Genomic DNA, 23,028 nt, shown 5'->3' on the forward strand with positions numbered 1-23,028 from the left:
CAATAATTAACGCAAAGAAAAAAAGCAGCTCATCTTTATAAAATAAAATTTAATACTGTTTTAAATTCAAAAAATATTATTTTTTGATGATTCAAAATGAGTAGATATGGTGTTTTCTTGTTGATCTTTAAATTCTTATCGGCAACTTACATCTTTTCATTTTCCAGAATTTTCAGGACTAGCTTTTCTTCCTGGGTGAGGCCTGCTTTTCCGTCATTTTCTTCGATCTGTTCCAGTTCATCAAGATATTTTTTGATCGAATTATTCTCATAAAGATTGATCACCAGCGGATGCACATAGTATTTTCTGCAGACCGTACTGGTATTCCCCAGGTGTTCTGCAACCATATCCAAGGCTTCCTTTACTTTCTTTTTATATTGACTGTTATTTTCGGCGTAGCCTATCTCTTTAAAAGCAATTAAAGCACTTACTGTTCCCGACCATGTTCTGAAATCTTTGGCTGTAAAATCTTCCCCGCTTATTTCCTTAATATACTCATTTACCATCCCCGAATCTATCGAATGACGGTTTCCTTCATCATCAAAATACTGGAAAAGTTCTTTTCCTGGAATATCCTTGCATTTCTGCACAAGCCTTGATAATCTTCGACTTTTGAGATCAATATTATGCATAATCCCTTTCTTCCCTTTAAACGAAAAGGAAATTTTCTGACCGTTAATTTTCACATGTTTACCTTTCAGGGTCGTTAAACCAAAAGAGCCATATAGCTTTTCATAGGCATTATTACCGATACGGATGTTCGTATGCTGCATTAAACTTACAATTAATGCCAGGATTTTTCTCTTCTCAAAATTTCTTAAAGCGAGATCCTGTTCCACATGAAGCCGGATATTGGGCAATGCATACCCGAACTGAAGCATTCTGTAAAATTTTGTGTGATTTCTTAAAGCATTCCATAAGGGATGATACCGGTATTGTTTTCTTTTTTTTATATCAAAACCTGTGGCCTGAAGATGACCATTGTCCAATGCACAAATCCATACATTTTCCCAGGCAGGAGGTATCACCAGCTTATTGATTCTGGAAATCTCATCTTTATCTTTAAGTTTTTCTCCGTTTTTGTAATAAGAATACTTTTTTCCCGTTTTTTTACGGGTAATCCCGGCAGTTTCCGCATCGGTGGTATATACAAGGTGTACCGCCTTTGCGGAGGCTTCGGGATCCTTCATGATCTTGATAATTTTTGAAGGCTTTAAGTGGGAAATAATTTCCAGATCCGTATTCTTCTCCATAAAAAATGGTTAAGAGTTCTTACCCCTCGAAAAGATTAGAAAAAGGATTACTACTACTGCAACGACCAGGATAATTCCCCACCACATTCCAGCCTTAAAAATAGTTTCAATTGCTTCACAGCTTGTTAACGTTAGCAATGTGAAAACGATCATACTGTATAAAGTTAACTTTCTCATGATATAATATTTTTGGTGTTAAATCAGATTCTCTGGTGATCGGCTCTCCAGTTCTTGATAGAACGCTTGATCTCGTCTCCTGATATATTTTCGTGAAGTGCCCGGTACAGAAGTTCCCTGAATTCATCATCATAGGCGAACCTTAACGCTGCAATTTGGTCAAATCTCAGCTTATAGGCCGTTTCATCAGATCTCTGTCCGAAAATTTCAAAATACCGCTGTTTAAATTCAAGCATTACCATACGGTTCTGAAGTCCCAGCGCATAATGCTGTCTTGTCATAAAAGCCAGGTAGAAAAGCAGAAATATCACGGTTGAAAATAATATCCATATCAGCTTATTTTCAGGATCGTCCCAGATTTTATAAATTCCAAGAATTTCCAGCACGATCAGTAGCGGAAGATAAATAAAATGATGGGGAGGATAAAATTTCCTGTGATTTTTATAATTCTGCTCTCTCATGCCAGAATAATAGCAATAATCTCTCCAAAACTTTATATGTTTAGCAATAATGTTGTTTTTGTGGTATGTAATTATAAATATTATTGCCTTTAAGGATTAATGCATATGAAAGAAAAAATAACAGATTATTAACGAAAATACAGGATGGAATACACTTTTGAACCTCAATTTTTTTGTAACTTTCGGTGTTTAAAAAAGAAAAGAATGACTTCAAAGGAAAAAGTGGCTGCACTTCGTGAAGAAATGCAAAAGAATAATGTTGATGCATTTATAATATATTCTGCAGATCCGCATATGAGCGAATATTTACCTGAAGAATGGCAGGAAAGAGCTTGGCTGTCAGGGTTTTTAGGTTCTGCAGGTTTTGTGGTAATTACAAAAGACAAAGCAGGGCTTTGGACAGACGGAAGATACTTTACTCAGGCTGCCATAGAGCTGGAAGGTTCAGGAATCGATCTTTTCAAAGACGGAATGGAAGGAACACCCAATTATATTGACTGGATTATTTCCCAGATTCCTGCAGGCGGAAAAGTAGCCGTTAATGCTGTTGCCACTTCCAATGCCAATTGGGAGCTGATTTCACAAAAATTGCAGTCAAAAAATATTACCTTAACAGATCTTCCGTTATTAAAAGAGATCTGGAAAGACAGAGGTACACCCTCAAAAAATCCTATTTTCGTACATCCTGTAGAGAGAGCCGGACAATCTGTTACAGATAAACTGGGAGCTATCCGTCAGAAAATGGAAGACCAGGAAGCTACTGTTCATATTATTTCCAGTCTTGATGATGTAGCATGGACACTGAATTTAAGGGGAAGCGATGTACAGAGCAATCCTGTGTTTTTAGGATATGTTGTCATTACCAAAAATGATGCAGTACTGTTCACAGATCTTGAAAAGCTGGAAGTGGAGGCAAGAAAACAAATGGATGACTCGTTTGTAAAAATGATGCCTTATGAAGAGTTTTACAATTATCTGAAAGCATTCAAAAATGAAAAAATCCTGGTTTCTCCAAACAGTAACCAGATGATCATTGAAACTTTAAAAGAAAACAACCAGTTTATAAAAGCTCCGGTTCCCGGTAACCTGATGAAAGCCCAGAAAAACGAAACCGAGCTGGAAGGGTTCAGAAAAGTAATGGTAAGGGATGGTGTTGCCATGGTGAAATTTCTTTACTGGCTAACCCATACTGCAGGAAAAGAAAGTATGAACGAATATTCTATCGGTGAAAAACTGAGAGGCTTCCGTGCAGAAGGAGAAAACTTCGTTGGGGAAAGCTTCGGCAGCATTGTAGGATATAAGGATAACGGAGCTATCATGCACTATTCAGCAAAAAGTGAAGGAAGTAAAGATGTTACCAACGATGCAAGTATCCTGGTAGATTCAGGGGGGCAGTACCTGGAAGGAACGACCGATATTACAAGAACCCTGGCGTTAGGAGCTGTTTCCGATGAGTTCAAAAGAAACTCCACTTTAGTGCTTCAGGGTCTGATCCGTTTATCCATGGTGAAATTCCCGAAAGGAACAAAAGGGGTTCACCTTGATGCCATTGCAAGGCTTCCACTTTGGATGGAAGGAAAGGACTTCAATCATGGAACTGGCCATGGAGTAGGAAGCTTCATGAACGTTCATGAAGGCCCGCAGAGCATCAGAAAAGATATGAATCCACAGGATCTTCTACCGGGAATGGTATGTTCCAATGAGCCCGGATATTATCTTGAAGGAGAATATGGAATCCGACACGAAAACCTGATTGCTGTAAAAGAAGCGGAAAAAACAATTCACGGAACTTTCTATGAGTTTGAAACCCTTACGTTCTGCCCGTTCTTTAAGGATACTATTGTAAAAGAAATTCTTTCAGAAGAAGAAATTAAATGGCTGAATGACTATCACAGAACATGTGAAGAAAAAATTGGGCCTTACCTTGAGGGAGACATTAAAACATGGTTCCTTGATTTGGTAAGTCCGCTTTAATAGGTAAATGTGAATAGTCAATGGTCAATGGTCAATTTTAGACTTTAAACATTGAATTCCATACTTTGAACATTAATAATTGTTAGATAATTCTGAAGCCCTGCAGAGAAATCCGCAGGGCTTTTTTATATCTACAACCGTATTTTTACGGATATAATTTTAGGGATTCCCCTGACAGAACATCTTACGGGACCATCTATCTTTGTGTCAATAAAAACATCATTCATATCTTCATATACTTATTAAATTCAAAGCAGGTAAAACCATTTCGTTCTGAAATGGTTTTATTTTTCATCATCGGATAAGATTTCTAACAGGTAGTTGAGTACATTCAAATTTTGAATATAATCATACTTAAAAGACTAAAGTTAAAATAAGCATCAAAGAAAAGGCTTGCAGCCGCTTTTGTATTTGTTTAATTTTGTAAAAAAACAAAGCTGAAGAAAAACTTTCAGAGTTTTAAGTACAATTTGAAAAATATGATAGAAAACTATTTCCGGAGCTTTGATATATTCTCAGACCATGAGATTAAAGATTTCTTACAGCTTTTTGAAGCCAGAAAAGTGTATAAAAATGACTTTTTTGTGCAGGAAGGTGACAAATGCAGGGAAATAGCATTTATTATATCGGGAATTTTCCGTTCCTATTATATTTCGGATAATGGAAAGGATATGACTTACTGCTTCAGGTTTCCCAATCAGCTTATGGCCAGTTATTCCTCATTTATTTCAGATTGTCCCAGCAGGGAAAATATGCAGGCCATTACCGATGCCGATTTGCTGGTTTTAAAAAAAGATGCAATAGATGATCTGATAAAAGATGATCTCAACTGGACGAAATTTTTAAAGATGATAGCTGAACAGGAATATCTTGAGCTCGAGAAAAGATTTTTTCAGCTCCAAAGAGACAGTGCAGCACAGCGGTATGAAACGCTGCTTGGCAATCAGCCCGATTATGTTCAGAAAATTCCTCTGCAGTATTTGGCCTCTTATTTAGGAATTACACAGAGACATCTCAGCAGAATCAGAAAAGAAACGGTCATATAATTTTTAGACATTTGTCCTACGCCACGGCATTACAGCTCTATAATTTTGTAAAAAAATATTATGGAGCACAATATTCTGGTCGTTGGAGGAAACGGTCTTGTAGGTAAAACAATTATCCGGATTTTAAAGTCCAGAAATCCACATGTTAATATCTTCGTTGGCGGAAGAAAGGGAGGAGCAGGCAATCATCTTAAAATTGATGTTACTGATCCCGGGACTTTTCTGGTGATTCTGGAAAAGAAAATAGATCTGGTCATTCTTTCTGTGAATGATAAAGAGGATCATATTCTTCGTTTTGCCATCGAAAATAAAATAGATTATCTGGATATCACCAAACCGACTCCCGATCTTGTCAAAGCCTATGCAATTGCTAAAAACAGAGATGTCCATAGCAGGATTGTTTTCAGTTCAGGATGGATGGGAGGTATTGTCAACGGATTGGTAAAAACACTTTCAGGTAATACGGACGATATTCAGGAAGTGAAACTTTTTGTATACTATTCCGTGAAAGACCTTGCAGGAGAAAGTTCAGCGCATTTTATGGCTGAAAATGTAGCTAAGCCTTTTATCAGGTATGAAAATAACCGACAGGTTCCCATAAAACATTTTTTAGATTCCGAAGATTTTAACTTTTCGTTTGGAATAGGGAAAAGAGAAGCTTATAACTTTGATGTACCGGATTTATATATTCTCAATCAGATAGAAAACATACCTAATGTGAGTGTGAAGATGACTTATAATTCGAAGTTCATCACATGGCTTTTAGGGGCATTTCAAAAGGTGAGGATTTTCAATATTTTATCACTTAAGGAACGGAGAATGATTTTCGGGTCAAGTGGAAATGGCGATCAGAGCGTATTTGAGATGATTATAAAAACTAAATCCGGGAATGAAAAACTAAGCCTTCAAAGCACAAAGGGACAGGCAGAATTAACGGCGCTTTCTGCGGTGCTTCATACGGAAGAGCTATTGAATAATTTCCATGAAAATAATACGTATTTCAGCCACCAGCTGCATCAGCCATCCTTACTTCTGGAGAAGCTTAAAGCTTATGAATCCATACATATAAAAACATCAAGATGAAGAAAATAGCCATTATTAACGGGCATCCCAACAAGGATTCCTTCAATTTTGGAATGGCAGAAGCTTACAAGAGAGGAGCCGAGCAATCAGGAGCTGAAGTCAGAGAAATCATAATAGCAGAATTGGAATTTGATCCTGTTCTTCACTTTGGGTACCAGAAAAGAATGGAACTGGAGCCCGATCTGTTGAAGGCTTGGGAAATTATCCAGTGGGCAGATCATCTGGTCTGGATCCATCCGGTCTGGTGGGGCGGTTTGCCTGCCCTGATGAAGGGGTTTATTGACAGACTTTTTCTTCCGGGATTTGCCTACCGCTACAGAGAAAATTCAGTTTGGTGGGATAAGCTGCTGAAAGGGAAAACCGCCCACATCATTACAACACTGGATCAGCCGGGATGGTATTACCGGCTTTTTTATGGAAGGCCGAGCATTAATCAGCTAAAAAAATCAACGCTGGAATTCTGTGGTGTAAAACCGGTGAAGGTCACTTATATAGGTATTATACGAAATTCTACCGAGATACAGCGTGTCGGATGGCTTCAGAAAGTGAAGGAATTGGGAAGAAGACAGTAAGTTGTCATTGCAAGGAACAAGTGGCGGAGTAGCCTTATTTTAAAAAGGGAATGTTTTAATCTCCCGGAGACTAATTACACAGGATTTTTGTTTTTGCAGAATTATTGATATCTCAACACAAATAATATAAAATGTTTAGCACGAATGATCACGAATTGAGATTGCTTCGTCACTTTGTTCCTCGCAATGACTTGAAAACTCCAATAATTCCAATCAAAGTCATAGACAATCTGTATAAAATACTCCATCAGAAATTAGCCTGAAAAAACGTAAATTTGCACCATGAATAACGATACGATTTGCGCGCTGGCCACAGCCAATGGAGTAGGAGCTTTAGGGATTATCAGAGTTTCAGGGAACGATGCTTTACCGGTTGTCCAGAAGAGTTTTCCGGGCAAAAAACTGGAAAAGCAGAAGTCTCATACCATCCATTACGGGTATTTTATGGATGGTGAGGAAGCTATTGATGAAGTGATGCTTTCTATTTTTCTGGCTCCGAAAAGTTTTACTACAGAAAATTCTGTGGAAATAGCTTTTCACGGCTCACCGCATATCGGAAAACGTATTTTGGAAACTCTGACTAAGAACGGGGCAAGAATGGCAAAAGCAGGAGAATTCACCCTCCGTGCCTTTATCAACGGAAGAATAGATCTTTCGCAGGCGGAAGCCATTGCAGATGTGATTGCGTCTGAAAATGAAGCTTCCCGAAAAGTAGCGATCAATCAGCTGAAAGGAGGAATTACCAATGAAATATCGATCCTGAGAACAGATCTTCTGAATTTTGTTTCCCTGATTGAGCTCGAACTGGATTTTGCTGAAGAGGATGTAGAATTTGCTGACCGATCGGCTCTTAACGGACTGCTGGATAAGATCGAATTAAAATTAGACTCTCTTATTGAAAGTTTCCAATATGGAAATGCCATCAAAAACGGAACAGCAGTTGCCATCATCGGAAAACCAAACGCTGGAAAATCAACCTTATTAAATGCTTTATTGAAAGAAGAAAGGGCGATCGTCAGTAATATTGCCGGAACCACAAGGGATACCATCGAAGAAGTACTGCACATCAAAGGTCATGCATTTCGTTTGATTGATACGGCCGGACTTCGTGAAACCCAGGATGAAATTGAAGCAATAGGAGTGAAAAAAGCGAAGGAAAAAGTGGAGAATGCTAATATTCTGGTTTACCTTGCAGATGCTGCTACAGAAGATTATTCTGAGGATATTGAAATGATAAAATCTTTACAGAGAGATGATCTGAAGCTGATTATCTGTGCCACAAAAATTGACGAAGTACTGCCTCCGAAATATGAAGCTGTAGAAGACATTTTCAGAAATGAAATTACCCAAGAATTTGATTTTATCAGAATATCCGCCGTAGAAAACCAAAATATCCAGGACCTTAAAAATGAACTGTCTTCCTACGTTGAGCAGTTAAAGTCTCAGGAAAATAATGTGGTTATTACCAACCAAAGACATTTTGAAGCCCTTCGGAAATCTTTGGAGGCCACCCATAAAGTAAAAGAAGCCATTTCTTTCCAGATTTCTACAGAGCTGCTGGCCTATGAACTGAGAAATGCTTTAGAACATCTTGGTGAAATTTCCGGTGAGGTGACGAATGATGAGGTGCTGGGGAATATTTTTTCCAAGTTCTGTATCGGGAAATAGATATGATAGGTAAAACAAACTCAAACAAACCAAATATCTAATAATTAACTAATTACGAAACTTTCAGTTTTGTATTGGTTATTGTTATTTTGGTTTGTTTTTTTATTTGTTGTCCCCCATTTGTCCCTCAAACTGATAATAATTTATTTTTTGAAATGAAGGAGAGATTACTTCGCTTAGTGTATCTTATTGTACCTTAATGTACCTTAATGTACCTTATTGCATCTAAAGTGAAGTTTGAACTCCTCTAAAATAAATATTATAACATTTCATATCAGAATTGAATATTAAACTGTAATAAGGTTTGTTGGAATTGTTATATGTTTTATTTATACCTACTCCGGCTTCGGCATTATGCTTAAGCATAAAATCTTTGCCATCGTAAAAGCCGGCTGAAGCTTTTTGTTTTTCAAAAATAAAACGTTTCAGCCAAGTTATTTCATATTCTAAATCGTTAGCATTGAACTTCTTGCTTGGAGATATGTAATTCTGAAATTATAACCTAATTTGGTGTATCATTTTTCTGAAAATTCAAATTCAAACATATAGATTTCTTTAATTTTTTTGTATTTAGTTGATAATGATATAGATATTATTTTTTTTTATATGTAAGTATTTCCGAATTCACAACCTTCATTATTTTTAATAATTTTTAAAAAGTCTTAATATTACTATGGTTCAATAAAATTATTGAGCTTAGTCTTTTATTTTATATACTTAAAGTTTTATAAAAGACAGGTAAAGTTTAAATAATCGGAGGGTATTGCTTTTGAAAAACAAATAGTATTTATTTCAATGAGTCTTTTAAAAAACTGAAAATGGAAAGCTTTTATTATTATTTTTTTGATTTTATGCCCAAGTTGGTATTTCTATAAGCTTTACAACAGTCAATAGCAGCAGACCTTGATCTTAGATAAAGTAGTCTATAATATTGATGTAAATGAAACGGAAAAATCAAGTTTTGATCTAAATATAGTCTCTTATCAAATGAAATTCAAACTCAATTAAAAAATATATTGATGATAATAAAATATATTTCTGCCTATATATCAGAGAAAAGGCAATTGGCAAAGGATGAAATAGAATACGAAAAAAGCATTTTGTTTGACGTTTATACACTTGTTCTTGTGTTTATTTTAGGCTGTAATTTTTTATTAAATATGGTTTTCCTTGAACAGCCCATTTATGCAGTCGTCTTTTTGGGGATAGGGCTGTTTATGCTTTGCACGATCTTATGGCCGGACAGAATAAGGTTCAACAAACACTTACTGATGCTGCTTTTTATGTTTTTGGGAACAGTTATTTTCTATTGCGACATAATAAGCGGAAAAAATGTGATGAACTATTTAAGCTATATATCATTAACAGTAGCTGTAGCATTTTTTTTTGATTATGATAAAGACAGATACATTGTTCTTACACTTGTCAGCATTTATGTAGCATTTTTCTTCATAAATATTATTACAGATTATTCCCTGATGCCTTCTCTTCATCAGCATCTTTCACCGGTAAAGGAATGGTATATAAGAGTGTATAAAGTAATGGAAATAGCTTTCTGCACTTTTGTAGGGATGTATTTTATCCACAGAAAAGAAAAAATGATCATTAAATATTACGTAGAAAAAGAAAGATTAAATGATTTCATAAACAAAACAGATAAAATAAATTTCTCCGATGGATTATATGAACTTGCAATGAGCAAAAACTCATTATTTATAACTTATTTTAAATCTCAATTTCCGGATTATTTTGATAAAATCTTAGAATCCTGCCCCAACCTTGTTTCTTCGGAATTGGAGATATGTGCATTGTTGAAATTAAACCTCAGTACTAAGGAAATAGCCACGGCAACCAATACTACAGTTCGGGCTGTTGAGAATAAAAAATTCAGGATACGCAGAAAATTTAATCTGCCTTCTGAAACAGATTTAAACTTATATATGATAAATTCATTTTAAATAAAAGGTTGATTAATAGTACAATATACGCTTTGAGTAGATGTAAGTAGGTAGTAAAGTATATCTGAAATGCTTTTTTTTAGCCTCCTTTAAAATTTGTATTTAATATTGCAGAGCCATTAGAAACTCAATGTACCCTATTGATGAGTTTCTAAGAAATACTTATTACACAAATGTCTTTATATAATAGGAATGCTGGGATTTTTCCCAGCTCTCTTATGAGGAAAGAATTGAATTATAATTTGATGTTTTTAAAACACATTTATAAATACATAACTCTCCTGAATCATTAACCTTTAATATAAAAAATGAAAAAAATTAATTTAATTGTGGTTTTATTATCCATAACCGTTTCGGGTCAAGTTGGGATTAAAACTAGCGTTCCCACTGAAGTACTTGACGTTAATGGCACTGAACGAGTGAGAGAGCTTCCTAAAAATGGAGCTGTTAATGCCATCTTTACAAAACCCGACGGTACAAAATCGGATAATAAAGATCAGACCTTCAATGCTTCCAGAATAGTAGTTGCAGATGCCAATGGCGTTTTAGGATACGTGGATGGGCTTCCGAATACAACACCTTCTACATCCAAAAGAGTTACAATAGGATATTGGGCCGGATTATGGGATGGAAATCTCTATGCACTTGGGGGTACAGGATTCCCAACATTTAATTCTCAGCTTCAAAGTAAGCTTAATTATGGAACGCACGGGATTTATAATAAAGTAGAGGGGATCGACTTTTTACAGTTTGAGACAGCTCAGCTGGATAATTACTCCGGAGCCCAGCTGAAAAGCATTGTGGATGTATTTTGTATTGGTCTCCAGGTAGGTGTAGATTTAAGCGCATCTACAATTGCAAAAATAAAAGACTTTACAGATCTCGGAGGAGTAGTTATTGTTGTGCTTGATGCTAACAGAAATACCACGGCACTCCAAGGTTTTGGAGGAACAGGAAATGTGATATCCGGAACCGGAGTTTCTTATTCAGTTGCAGGAACTACTGGTTCCGATGGCGTGTTTGGTAGTGTATCCGGAAATTCACCTATTACCGGGGCGCAAACGGCAGGAAGAGTGTCAAATTCTCAACTGGCTCCAGGTTCTGAAATTTTGGCCAAAGAAGGGGGAACAGCATCAACCCAGGCCGGTATTTGGCTTACGGGAGCCGGCGGAAGAGTAATCTTTTTCTGGGATGAAGGGGTATTTAGACATCCCAGCATTTCAAGTACCTATATAGATACTGACCAGGAAAAATATCTTCATAATATAATGGCATACGCATTAGATAAATTGAACCTGTAGTTATAGGGAAATAGAAATTTTCCAAACCGAAGAAGTAAATATTTTTAGTTTGTAAGATTCATTTAACGCAGAAGGTTACATAAATATTTTGTCACTCCAAAAGGTTTAGATAAGCAAATAATAAATGTCCTATATAAAAGCTGGAAAACTCGTCCCAGCACTCTTATGAAGAGAAATAAAGAATCATATCAGAGGGTTGGGGAGTTTTGCAGTAAGCTTTTGTACAACTTCAAATTTTCAGGCATAAAATATTCAGTAAAATCAATAATAGACATCTAAATTAAATAATGAAAAAAATTAAACTATTTCTTATAGTCTTAGTTATTGGCTCTTTCTCAGCATACGGACAATCTCCGGGCGGAGTAGGTACAGATTTAGGGTTATGGGTAAAGGCAGATGATGGCTTTACGCCCTCATTATGGTCAGATAAATCGGGTAATGGTTATCATCTTACCCAAGGTACAGCAGGCTTACAGCCTGTTTTAGTAAATACCACGGATAAATTTAATTTTAACCCGGCTGTCAATTTCGACAATAAAGCAATGGGTAATAACCAGGTGGCAAACCGTGGAGTCAATAACAGCTTATCACTGTATTCAGTGGCCTCTCTTGAAACGAATTCGGGAGCCAATACATTGATAGGAATTGGGGCAAACGGAGATAATCCGCATTTTGGAGCCTATCCAAATGCTACTTTCATGATGTATACCAGTTTATACGGAAGTGCTGATAATCCTGCCATCACTATGTCCAAACCTTATCTGATGTCAGGGCATTGGCAGCATGCAACGGCAGGTACAGCCCGTATTGAGCTTAACGGATTTGCTGCCCGGACAGGAGGAAATCAAAGTTCTGCAGCAGGAAATTTTGTTGTAGGTAATGATTTTGTTAACTCTGTTAATCAGCCATGGAGAGGCCTGGTTCCTGAGATTATTGTTTATACAAATCCAAAATCGGGCAACGAAAATCAAAGAATCAGCAGTTATTTGGGAATTAAATACGGTCTTACGCTTCGTACAGGCGGGGTTGATTCCGGTACATTTGATTATCTCTCATCAACAAGTGTCAATGTCTGGAATGGTATGGCGAATAGTACATATCACAACAATGTCTTTGGAATTGGCCGTGATGATGCAGGCGCTTTATATCAAAAACAATCAAAAAGCGTTAATGATAATCAGAAATTAATTATCGGAACCGGAAGTTCATTATTTAATATGAACTCAGCTAATACGAACAGTCTTACGAACGGTCAGTTTCTTGTAGCAGGAGACAACGGATTAAAACAATCTTTATCTGTTTCATTACCTTATCCCGGTGCAGCAGGAGGAGAAGTCAACTATAGATTTGCTTCTGTATGGAAGGTTCAGAATACAGGCAACACAGGTAGCGTAATTGTAGCATGGCCTAAAGGAATTATAAATTTAAATTTAGTTCGTTCTACAAATGAAACTTTCGATACATCTGATGATTTTGTTCCAATGACTTCAGAGGTGACGATTAACGGAGTAGTTTATAATACAGCAACGATTACTTTCAGTAGTGGAGACTATTTTACACTTGCAGGATATGCTCAAGCCCCTGGTGGAGTTGTTAATGGTTTAAGTTACTGGTACAGGGCAGATAAAGAAGCGATAAATTCAGGAGATGGTACGGATGTTACATCGTGGACGGATCAAACTTCGGGTATTTCATCTTCAAGAATATCTACAGCCCCTTTGCCTAAATATAAAGTTGGGGCTACTAATTATTTCAACTTTAATCCCGGTGTAAACTTTACAGCAATTCAGCAGATGATAGGGAATATTTCCGTTCAAACATTGAGTAGTCTTAACTATGATATCTTCACCCTTACCAAAGAAGGAATGACAGGCGAAGGAACGAGCAGATATTTAAATATAGGTCGAAACAATACTATTCTGGATGGAGCAAACTGGGATTCACCGGGATTATACTATGATGGCCGTATTGCAAGACGGAATAATGCAGGTGGGTTGTCTTATTTGGCTAATCCAGGAGCTTTAGCGTTTGACCCTAATATTCCGAGCATTATGTATTATAACTTTACAGATACCTCTCTAAGCAAAGGTATGAATGGAACAAGCAATGCATTAACTGCCACTCATGGTGCTATTGGATCAGTAACTGGTGGACATATTTTCGGAGCTAACGGTGGTGTCAATCCACCTAATGGTGATGATTGGGGATTTATTGGAAATATTGGGGAAACAATTATTTACGGATCAGGAAGTATTACAGCAGCAGAACGAAGAAGAGTAGATTCTTATCTAGCAATTAAATACGGGATTACTTTAGAGCGTACAGCTGCAGAACATTATCTTGCTTCAAAAAGTAATATTGTTTGGAATGGTACTATTAATAGTGCTTACAATAATAATATTGCAGGGATTGCCCATGATATTGCTTCAGCTCTAGATCAAAAACAATCCATCAGTGTTAATCTAGGTCAAAAGTTAATTATCGGAACGACTGGATTAGCAAATACGAATTTGTTGAACTCAGTTTCTCTTGCAAATGACCAATATTTAATTTGGGGAGACAACGGATTACGACAAAATCTTTCAGTTGCAATCAGTGGAATAGCCAATATTAATTATCGTTTTGAATCGATCTGGAAAGTACAAAATACTAATTCTACAGGAACAGTACGAATTGCATGGCCAAAAGGTCTGCAAAATTTAAAACTGCTGCAGAGTGATGACGAAACTTTTGATGCAACCGATCCATCCACAGATATGAGTGCAAACACTATTACTGTTAATGGTGTTGTTTATAACTATGCAGATGTTACTTTATCAAATGGGCAATTTTTTACTTTTGGCGCTTTTGGTCATGCTCCAGGTGGAGTTGTTAAGGGGCTAAACTATTGGTATAGAGCGGATATAGACGCTGTAAATACGGGAAATAATACAGATGTTACTTCTTGGAAAGATTATGCTTCAGGAGTAGTTTCTACTCAGTTAGGGACAAATCCGCTTCCAAAATATGTAGTTGGAGCTGCTAATTATTTTAATTTTAATCCGGGAATTAATTTTACAAATGCTAAACAGTCTCTAGGCAATGTTAACGTCCGTACAGTATCAGAATTAAACTATGATATTTTTACTTTCACAAAAGAAGGACTTCTTCCTGGAAACGGTAATAACTGTAGAATTTTCAGCTCACTGGTAAATAATGCCAATCAATCAGGAAATATAGGATATTGGGATGGAATTGGTATTAATAAAAGATTTGCTAATACAAATGATGAAATTGAAAGAGTGGATGTTAATTACGCAGGAAGATATATTAACAACACCGGAGGTATTAGCTTTTCAACCACTATTCCAAGTATTATGTATCATAGATATAATGATACTTCAGTATCTAAGGGGCTTAATGGTAATATGAATGGTGCCATCGGTACGCATCATGCAATGGGGTATTTAAATGGGGGGCATGCTTTTGGTTCTACAATATTTTCGGGGAATGGAAGTGATAATGACAGTTTTTTAGGAAATATTGGTGAAACTATTATTTATGGTACAGGTGGCAATCTTACAGAAACAGAAAGAAGAAGGGTAGATTCATATATGGCCATTAAATATGGTATTACTTTAGGACGTGTAGCTATCAACCCTTACTTATCATCAACAGAAGCGATTGTTTGGGATGGTACATTAAATACAATATTTAACAACAATATTTTCGGGATCGGACGTGATGATATTTCGGCCTTGCATCAAAAAGTATCCAATAGTGTAAATGCTGGAACTATCCTTACAATGGCCACTAATAATGATTTTATTTCGGAAAACCTTGCGGTATCCAGACCAACTATTTCTGATGATCAGGAATTTTTGATTGCGGGAGATAATAATATTTCAGCTGTTCCAATGCAGTCTATTAATTTTGGAAATGGCAATGCGAAAATTATTCAGAGAAAATGGCTTTTGCAAAGAACCGGAACCACCGATGATGTATACTTCCAGGCTGATCTGTCAACCTACGAAAGCCAGTTTTATAACCCTAACTCAACGTATATGGTTATAGCTGATGATGCTAATTTTACAGTTAACAGAATATTGGTTCAGGGCACAAAAATATCAGGTAAATGGGTTTTTGATCATAATTTTAACACAGAAAACTCAAAACGTTACATCACATTCGCCACACTTGAAAATACGGTTTGCTACAAACCGGGAGCAATTTCTACAACAGAAAATCCTGCATTGGTCAGTAAAGTAGGAATCACTTCATTAACAAGAGCTGGAATTCAGAATGCTGATAACTGGCCGGCAGTACGTAAAGGAGCATGGCTGGTACTGGAAGCCAGAACAAAAGGTTTTGTTGTCAACAGAATGTCTTTTAATGCTTCAGGAAACCCTGTTAGCATTCCGCCTGCAGATTTTGTTGAGGGAATGCTGGTGTATGATACAACAAATAAATGTTTAAAAATGTATACTTCACAGGACAATGGAAGTACATTTGGATGGTTCTGCATCAGTACACAGACCTGTCCGGAGTAATAACAATTTTTGAGAACATGAATATTGAATCATCCATTCATTCATGTTCTCAGTATTCATTAAAACATTAATAGAAATGATTAAAAATACAGTAATAATAGGCGGCTTTTTGATGGCTAATCTAATGTCCGCACAAATAGGAATAAGTCGGGAAAGCGTAAGCAATGGATCAGTATCTCTACAGTTTGGAGACACAGAAAACAAAGGTCTTTTGCTGCCGTATGTCACAGATAAAACAGGAATTACAGAAAACGGAACTGTTCTTTTTGATACTTCGGACAATAAAGTGAAATATTTAAAAGACACAAACACATGGTTTGATTTGAGTGTGGATACAACAGGAACCGCAGATCTCAGCATTCAGGCAAGTGATAGGGCAGAGCAGCCGGGAGCTAAAGTTTCTATCAGTACAACAATAGCAGGTGCTACAAATACAATAAAAGGAATATTAGTTCTTGCGGATGATAATAAGGCGATGGTTTTACCCAAAGTAGTAAGTCCACACTTAAATATTATCGAGCCAAGTGCTGGCATGCTGGTGTATGATACGGTTAAAAAACAATTAGCTGTTTATAACGGAAAGGTCTGGACCTTCTGGAAACCTTAATTCTATAATGGTTTTGAAAGAGATTCTCTATCTTATTTAACACATCTTTAAACACAATAAACTTATTGTTTATTGTGTTTTTTTATGTAAAAAATTGATGTACAAACTTAATTTTTTCTTAGAACAATAATATTTTCTTTTAGCAATAAACCTTAAGTTTAGTACCTTTTATTGTGAATCAGCTTAACGTACCTTAGGAACCTTGGTCACTAAGTTGGGCTATAATGAAAGAGAATATTTGTAAATGATGGACAAACTTTAAAGCTGATAATGAAGGATCAATTTTAATAAAGAGTGTGACTGATTAATAAGGTATTCAAAACCGGCCAGTTCAGATCGTTATGAGCATCATATGCAAAAAGAGTTTTTTTAATGATTACATATTCTATATCAGGGGGGATTACTAGAATTGGTTTAAAACGATGAATTGCCTTTGTAGTGGTATTACCCCAATAAACTTTGGTCAAAGCTTTTTACGCCCATACCCATTACCACTAAATCGATCTCGTTATCTGTGATAGATTTTTGAGCTTCTTCAAAAAAGCTTCCTGAAGCTAAATGATATTCTACATTAATCTGATATTCTCCGGCCAATGCAGTAGCTTCAACAAGCAGTTGTCTTTTTTGATGAGTATCTGATCATAAAAATATTCGCCGGACAACTGTGCATTTTGTACGTGTATTTTGTAATGAGAACAGCAAAACATCTGAGCCTTTTTCTTTAGCTAAAGCAGCCCCATAATGCATTGCATTTTTTGCTTCGGGAGAAAAATCTATACATATCATTATTTTTTTCATAACTACTAGAATTTAAAATCCTCGCAAAAATAAAGATGAACTATGCTTAGTAGTTGAAGAATCTAAGTCACACGGGAAAATAGGCGGTTGAATTGTGGAATTGTAGTGTTAAAATGTAAAGTGTCGGAGAAATCGTTTCATATACAATAAAATACATTTCACACTTTAATTTTGTTAGTTCGCAAAAAATTCAATGTCTACATTATAAAGCAATGTTTATCTTTACAAATTATAAAGAAAAAAATTTCACTTATAGAAATTTCATTAGCAGTTTATATTTTAATTTAGCATCATTGTCTTCTGGCTCTTTTTCAAGGTATAACTTTAGATATTCAATCGCTTGTTTTTTTTGACCTGAAACCCTATATGCCTCACTTATATGATAATAGCCATAGGTTGAGTTTGGGAAAAGGTGAGTATTTAACTTAAATAAATCTATTGCCTGATTGGTCTTTTTTTCGAACAATAACCTGTAACCATATCTTTCAATAAGCTTTTCTCTTAATGAATATTTCTTTGAATTTTGTTCTATTTCCTTAATTCCAGCTTCGTAACCTTTATTGCATACGGTCTTAATTATATCTTTAGTATAAAAGAAATTGTCAATTGATGGTGCTGAACCCACTAATTGTTTTTTAATCAAATTACTCACTTCCCAATAATTTTCGACTTCTCCATTGGTTAGGATAACAACAGTATAGCCCAAATCCGGATAAATCATTATTTCACAAGCAATACCATCGTGTCCACCGGTGTGTCCAAAGATGCGGTGTCCGTTGATTGTGTTTTCTTCAAACCCGTAGCCGTACATTCCTTCTCTATACTTAACTTTGCCTGATGTACAAAGAGTTAGACTCTCTTTGCTAAGTAAAATATTGTTTTGTAGAGCATTGGCGAAATTCAACAAATCGTCAGCTGTGGAATAGCCTCCGCCAGCAGGAGTTCCTTTTGCTAAATTCGATAAAATATTATTTTTCCATTGTCCCGGTTCTTCCAATGACATTGTATAACCAGTCGCTAAATTTGGAATCACATTATCCAATTCGTAAGCATCAGTATTAATCATTTTTGCAGGTTGATATAGATGTTCTTTTACGAAATCAAAATAATTTTGACCCGACACCTTTTCAATAATTAATCCTAAAACCATATATCCGGAGTTGCTGTACAAGAAGTCACTACCCGGATCAAAGGCTAGTTTTTTATCAACAAACAATGGAAGGTAATCAGAAACTGTTTTGAATTTTTCTTTTGCAAGCTTATCGTATTCCTCCCAAAAACTGTTCATTCCTGAAGTGTGCGTTAATAGTTGGTAGATTGTCACAGAGTCCGCAACAGTTTTATTAGGATAATCTAAAAGATGTTGGCCCACTTTATCTTGAAGCGAAATTTTCCCGGATTCCACCAATTGCATAATAGCTATTGCGGTGAACATCTTGTTGATAGAAGCTAAATTGAACTTCGTGTTCGGTTTATTTTTAACACGGTCCTGCAAATTGGCAAAACCAAAGGCTTCTCTATAGATTGGCGTGCCGTCTTTTGCAATGAGAACGACCCCGCTTAAGTTATTTTCTTTTTCAAGATTTTTTAAGTGAGACCTTATCGGAGCAACAATATTTTTCGAATTTTGTGATTGGGCCACAATAGGTTGCAAAAGAGCTATCAAAAAGACAACTGTAATAAAATTAATTTGACGGATGGTCATAGGGGTTTCATTTATGATTAAACGACAAAACTACTTTAAGCAGAAAAGGAAAAATTGTACAATTGTAAACCTATCTATAAAAACAGCCAATGAATTTGTTTTTTTTCCAGCGCAGTCGTTTTATTAAAAAAAACTTTGGGAGAGAACCCTGTAACTGATTTGAATTCTTTTATCATATGAGACTGGTCAAAGTAATCAACACCATATGCAATATCCGTTAAGTTATTTCTTGCCTTATTTGATGAGTATTTGTTAACCGCATTTCTAAATCTTAATATCTTTTTGAATTGAGATGGTGTTTTGCAGATATGTCGGTCAAAGTGTTTGTTCAATGTTGTACGCGAAATAGCATTTTTTTTGCATAGTTCTGTAATGGTTAAAGCATCATTTTCTTCACACATCATTTCAGACAAAACAGTTTCAAGGAAATGATGCTGAAACCCACCTAATTTTGATAACCAATACCTTTCAACAGCTTCAATTTTTTCGGTATCATTTTGCAAAGAAAGAATTTCGATCATAGCTTTTCTATAATCTTTAAAAGGTGAAAATTCAGAAAAGCTTGAACTGTTGTAATGGTTTAATTCGTGCTCCAAAAATGAATTAATAGCCAACGGTTTAAAATAGATCGTAATTTCGTTTATTTTCCCTTCGTACTGGACATACACTGGCTTATTGAAATCAGATACCAAATTGGTCGCCACCTCATTGTCATCGCATTGACCGATGATCAATTGATTTTCTTTATTGATCGATTTTGATCTTTCACTGCTTGAAACAATGGTGAAAATAGATGGGAAGGTGATGTATTTGGCGGGTTTTTCTTCAGAGGTATGTGTGAGTATATAAATACACTCTATATATTTTTTAAGTAAAGGATTGGAAGGGGAATAAACTTTTATTTTCATAGGCTGTCATTGAACGTTAGGGCCCAACTAACTGTTTGGGTAACTATATATTTGTGTGTACCAACTATAACAAAATGAACTTTTAATTTACGAAATACTAAGTAACATTTATTAAGTATAATTCTTGATTTTAATCCGTTCTAACTATGATACATTCAAGTATATTAGCACCAAAGTATTTATCAAGGTCAAGAATTACAAATTTATAAAAAGAAGTAATGTTAAAACTAATAAATTTTCAATTTTCATCTTTTAATACATAATTAGGTCAGGCTTAATTTTGGATCAATTTCTCCTCATCATCATATTTTTGTATCTCCAAAAGTAAACTCGAAGCTTCTGGAAAAAGTTCAGGATCAATTAGATGATGAAAATATATTGGTTACTTTAGAAGATGGAGATAATGAGACATTGTAGAAAAATAGAAATCTCAATTTGATAGTTTTACCATATTTTAGGAGCTTAAGAAATTGTAAATATATCGAATAATCCAAACCCCAGAAATCCGCAGACTCTGTTTATTTGATATGGCCTGTCTAAGGTTTGGATTTTATCAATTGGAGATAATGGTTTTTATTCTAATTATACTTAGAATGTTAAATTCTAAATATTTGTATAAAAAAACTAATATTCCCAAAAGCAATTCCTAATATTAAATTAAAGTATTATGGAAATCCTTTTTTACTCATAACTAGATAATAATATTATTTGGTGGGCTCTTCTTTTGCCATACTGCAAATTCCAGTGATATTGACCACTTAATTCCTGATTAAATTGACCACTAAGAATGAAGTCAAAAAGAACTTTCCACTGGTATTCACATTATAATTAAGATTACTTAAATGATCAGGAGGACTACTTTGTGTGTGAATAAAAGAGACAATACACATTTTAAGAAAACAGCCCTCATAATATAAGAAGGCTGTGAAAAACACAAATTGCGTAAAGTACGCTATGAAAAAAAATTATTCAGTTTCTTGAGCTAAGTCTAGCTTTTTCCATTTGGCAACAGTATTTCTACTGAGTTTATATTTTTGAGCAACTTGAGTATTATTTAATTGATGCTTGTTCTGATAATCTAATATTTGTTGTATTGATTGTTTATCGTAAAAACGATGTCTTTGGTTAAATTGATTAGTTTCGTGACTGCTTTGTGATCCAAAAATAAGATTGTTAAGAGTAATAACATCCATTCCTGTTAAACTTTCTTTTTTTAGAATGGACTCACAGGTTTTTGCTTTCAAAGGATATTTATATTTAATAATATCTGTATAAATTTTCTTGTAATTTGGATTATTCATTATTTAATCATTAGTACATTCGAGGAATATTTTTTTTACAATATTCTTTCTAGGCTGACAGTACTTTCCGGTGTTCCTCCGAATGTAAAGGCAGCAATGGATAATCCGGGTGTATTAATATTAACCCTGAAATTGACATCATTGTTCACATCAAGAAACAAAACGGTGTCTGCGGAAGCTGAAAAGCTATTTGAACTGATAAAAGCAGCATTTGCTGACATATACGCTTTTTGTACTCCATTGACAGCAATCGCTATATTTACTTTTACTCCTGCAAAACCTATGTTTCCTCCATTGAAAAGCATATTGAAGTTGATTCTATACAACCCTTTCTGACGTATACGGAAAGTATCTGATGGCCTGAAGACAGACAGATAATCAGAAAACTGATTGCTGTTATTTGGGATCGATAAAGGAAGATTTCCTGAAGTACAGAAGAAACTTAGGCATACTGCAGTGGACGGCTCTATTCTTGCACGGGTCCAAGTGGTGGCTTTTCCTTGTGGAATGAATGCCTGTTTCCATGTTGAGCCATCATATACTTTGGAAACAGATGCATTTTTATCGTACATAAGCATGGCATCCATAGTAGGATCATCATCATAACTATCAATTTGTGCCGGATTATACTTAGGCAGGGTCGTATTGTCATTTGCTGTAGGCTGAATGAGTACTTTCTGGCCTGTTGTATTCTGCAGTTCTAATTGAGTATAGGGAGTTTGTAAAGTACTTCCGCCTATTATTACCTGTGCGTTTGTAAAAGCACCGCCCAGAATAAAGAACAATAATATATAATTTTTCATCGTTTTTCTTTGTAAAAGTTATTTTATTCTTTGTACATTAATAAATGTATCAGTATGATTGGTAGAGTTGGAGTAAGTAGAAATAAGAGAGCTTGTCGATACAGCCGCAGCCAATCTGATTCTGCTGTTGGCAGGAAGTGTAATGGTAGAAGATACACTGGCGCTTTTATTTCCTGATTGTCCGAGGTCCAGAAATATCCCTCCACTTTGGTTTGTTTCCTTGAAGGCGAGGGTAGACCAGCTTGCTCCGTTATCATAGCTTACGTCCAGATTTACCCAATACGATACATCCTGTCCAAACCCCAGTAAACTTGTTCCAGCAAAACCTACTACACCTGAAACGTGGTACAGTCCTGCAGCAGGAATAACAATATAATCAGTTCCAACCAGGGCATTTAAATTATTCACAAGTAGCTGTGGTCTGCTGGTTGCATTTGAAACAGGGATAGTTTGCCTGTTATTGCTTCCAAACAATTGGGATAATGCACAGGTGTTAATACCTAGGATCGAAACGCATGTCCAGTTTTGAGCTCCACTTGCTTTTGTACGGGTTTCAAAGGGATTGTAAAATCCACCCAGTTGTAATGCAGGGATCCATACAGTTCCATCATATTTGTAATACTGTTTATCTTCTTTATTGTATAGAAGAGCTCCTTCCAGAGAAGGGAGATCATCAAAAAGGTCTTCTGTTGAGGTATTATATAATGGAAAAGTTGCTATACCATTAGTCTTAGTTAGTATGAGTCCTTTTACAGGATCTTTTATATCAAGTAGTGCATTGACGTGTGGACTGCCTCCTGTTTTGGAAATCAGAACCTGTGAAGAAGCTGAAATACTAAGCAGTACGGAAAAAAGGAAGGTCAATATTTGTATTTTCATTATTT

19 protein-coding genes are annotated in these 23,028 nt (G+C 35.6%); 9 read left to right on the top strand and 10 right to left on the bottom strand.

Annotated elements, in window-relative coordinates:
• Positions 1–146: 146 nt before the first annotated feature.
• The 3 genes from LC418_RS09820 to LC418_RS09830 are packed head-to-tail and all read right to left on the bottom strand — an operon-like array spanning position 147 to position 1,891.
• Positions 147–1,253, bottom strand: coding sequence for a DNA topoisomerase IB (locus tag LC418_RS09820; protein ID WP_223558947.1), 1,107 nt, complete (start codon positions 1,251–1,253; stop codon positions 147–149).
• 9 nt (positions 1,254–1,262) lie between these two features.
• A complete protein-coding gene (locus tag LC418_RS09825) occupies positions 1,263–1,430 on the bottom strand; it encodes a phosphatidate cytidylyltransferase (RefSeq protein WP_111959374.1) in 168 nt (55 codons plus the stop codon).
• A gap of 23 nt (positions 1,431–1,453) precedes the next feature.
• Positions 1,454–1,891 carry a DUF6526 family protein gene (locus LC418_RS09830; protein ID WP_223558948.1) on the bottom strand — a complete coding sequence of 146 codons (438 nt, stop codon included), beginning with the start codon at positions 1,889–1,891 and terminating at the stop codon, positions 1,454–1,456.
• Positions 1,892–2,095: 204 nt separating this feature from the next.
• Here LC418_RS09830 and LC418_RS09835 point away from each other — a divergent pair, with 204 nt between their 5' ends.
• The 9 genes from LC418_RS09835 to LC418_RS09875 all read left to right on the top strand — a co-directional run bounded on the left by LC418_RS09835 (position 2,096) and on the right by LC418_RS09875 (position 16,629).
• Entirely contained in the window at positions 2,096–3,865 is a 1,770-nt protein-coding gene (locus LC418_RS09835) for an aminopeptidase P family protein (protein WP_223558949.1), read from the top strand.
• A 479-nt stretch (positions 3,866–4,344) separates the two neighbouring features.
• Entirely contained in the window at positions 4,345–4,911 is a 567-nt protein-coding gene (locus LC418_RS09840; protein ID WP_223558950.1) for a Crp/Fnr family transcriptional regulator, read from the top strand.
• Positions 4,912–4,971: 60 nt separating this feature from the next.
• Complete coding sequence (locus tag LC418_RS09845) at positions 4,972–5,994, top strand: saccharopine dehydrogenase family protein (RefSeq protein WP_223558951.1); 1,023 nt, start codon at positions 4,972–4,974, stop codon at positions 5,992–5,994.
• Positions 5,991–6,566 (top strand): NAD(P)H-dependent oxidoreductase, encoded by a 576-nt coding sequence (locus tag LC418_RS09850; RefSeq protein WP_223558952.1) that lies wholly within the window; start codon positions 5,991–5,993, stop codon positions 6,564–6,566. Before LC418_RS09845 ends, LC418_RS09850 begins: the two co-directional genes overlap by 4 nt.
• A gap of 282 nt (positions 6,567–6,848) precedes the next feature.
• A complete protein-coding gene (gene mnmE / locus LC418_RS09855) occupies positions 6,849–8,234 on the top strand; it encodes a tRNA uridine-5-carboxymethylaminomethyl(34) synthesis GTPase MnmE (protein ID WP_111959387.1) in 1,386 nt (461 codons plus the stop codon).
• A 1,019-nt stretch (positions 8,235–9,253) separates the two neighbouring features.
• Positions 9,254–10,192 carry a helix-turn-helix transcriptional regulator gene (locus LC418_RS09860; protein WP_223558953.1) on the top strand — a complete coding sequence of 313 codons (939 nt, stop codon included), beginning with the start codon at positions 9,254–9,256 and terminating at the stop codon, positions 10,190–10,192.
• Positions 10,193–10,500: 308 nt separating this feature from the next.
• Positions 10,501–11,493 (top strand): hypothetical protein, encoded by a 993-nt coding sequence (locus tag LC418_RS09865; RefSeq protein ID WP_223558954.1) that lies wholly within the window; start codon positions 10,501–10,503, stop codon positions 11,491–11,493.
• A 287-nt stretch (positions 11,494–11,780) separates the two neighbouring features.
• The gene (locus LC418_RS09870; RefSeq protein ID WP_223558955.1) at positions 11,781–16,022 is read left to right on the top strand and encodes a DUF8202 domain-containing protein; all 4,242 of its coding nucleotides are present in this window, start codon (positions 11,781–11,783) and stop codon (positions 16,020–16,022) included.
• Positions 16,023–16,098: 76 nt separating this feature from the next.
• On the top strand, positions 16,099–16,629 hold the full coding sequence (locus tag LC418_RS09875) for a hypothetical protein (RefSeq protein ID WP_223558956.1): 531 nt from the start codon (positions 16,099–16,101) through the stop codon (positions 16,627–16,629).
• Between the two features lie 444 nt (positions 16,630–17,073).
• Here the strand turns inward: LC418_RS09875 and LC418_RS09880 are convergent, their stop codons facing one another.
• The 7 genes from LC418_RS09880 to LC418_RS09910 all read right to left on the bottom strand — a co-directional run bounded on the left by LC418_RS09880 (position 17,074) and on the right by LC418_RS09910 (position 23,023).
• Complete coding sequence (locus LC418_RS09880; RefSeq protein ID WP_223558957.1) at positions 17,074–17,223, bottom strand: hypothetical protein; 150 nt, start codon at positions 17,221–17,223, stop codon at positions 17,074–17,076.
• Positions 17,224–17,268: 45 nt separating this feature from the next.
• Complete coding sequence (locus LC418_RS21100; RefSeq protein WP_223558958.1) at positions 17,269–17,427, bottom strand: universal stress protein; 159 nt, start codon at positions 17,425–17,427, stop codon at positions 17,269–17,271.
• Between the two features lie 250 nt (positions 17,428–17,677).
• Positions 17,678–19,132: a serine hydrolase gene (locus tag LC418_RS09890; protein WP_223558959.1), complete on the bottom strand. Its 1,455-nt coding sequence runs from the start codon at positions 19,130–19,132 to the stop codon at positions 17,678–17,680.
• 74 nt (positions 19,133–19,206) lie between these two features.
• Positions 19,207–20,040 (bottom strand): helix-turn-helix domain-containing protein, encoded by an 834-nt coding sequence (locus tag LC418_RS09895; RefSeq protein ID WP_223558960.1) that lies wholly within the window; start codon positions 20,038–20,040, stop codon positions 19,207–19,209.
• Between the two features lie 965 nt (positions 20,041–21,005).
• A complete protein-coding gene (locus tag LC418_RS09900) occupies positions 21,006–21,341 on the bottom strand; it encodes a helix-turn-helix domain-containing protein (RefSeq protein ID WP_223558961.1) in 336 nt (111 codons plus the stop codon).
• 35 nt (positions 21,342–21,376) lie between these two features.
• A complete protein-coding gene (locus LC418_RS09905) occupies positions 21,377–22,144 on the bottom strand; it encodes a hypothetical protein (RefSeq protein ID WP_223558962.1) in 768 nt (255 codons plus the stop codon).
• 18 nt (positions 22,145–22,162) lie between these two features.
• Positions 22,163–23,023 (bottom strand): hypothetical protein, encoded by an 861-nt coding sequence (locus LC418_RS09910; RefSeq protein WP_223558963.1) that lies wholly within the window; start codon positions 23,021–23,023, stop codon positions 22,163–22,165.
• Between the last annotated feature and the right edge of the window lie 5 nt (positions 23,024–23,028).

Source organism: Chryseobacterium lathyri, from assembly GCF_019970085.1.
Lineage (GTDB): Bacteria > Bacteroidota > Bacteroidia > Flavobacteriales > Weeksellaceae > Chryseobacterium > Chryseobacterium lathyri.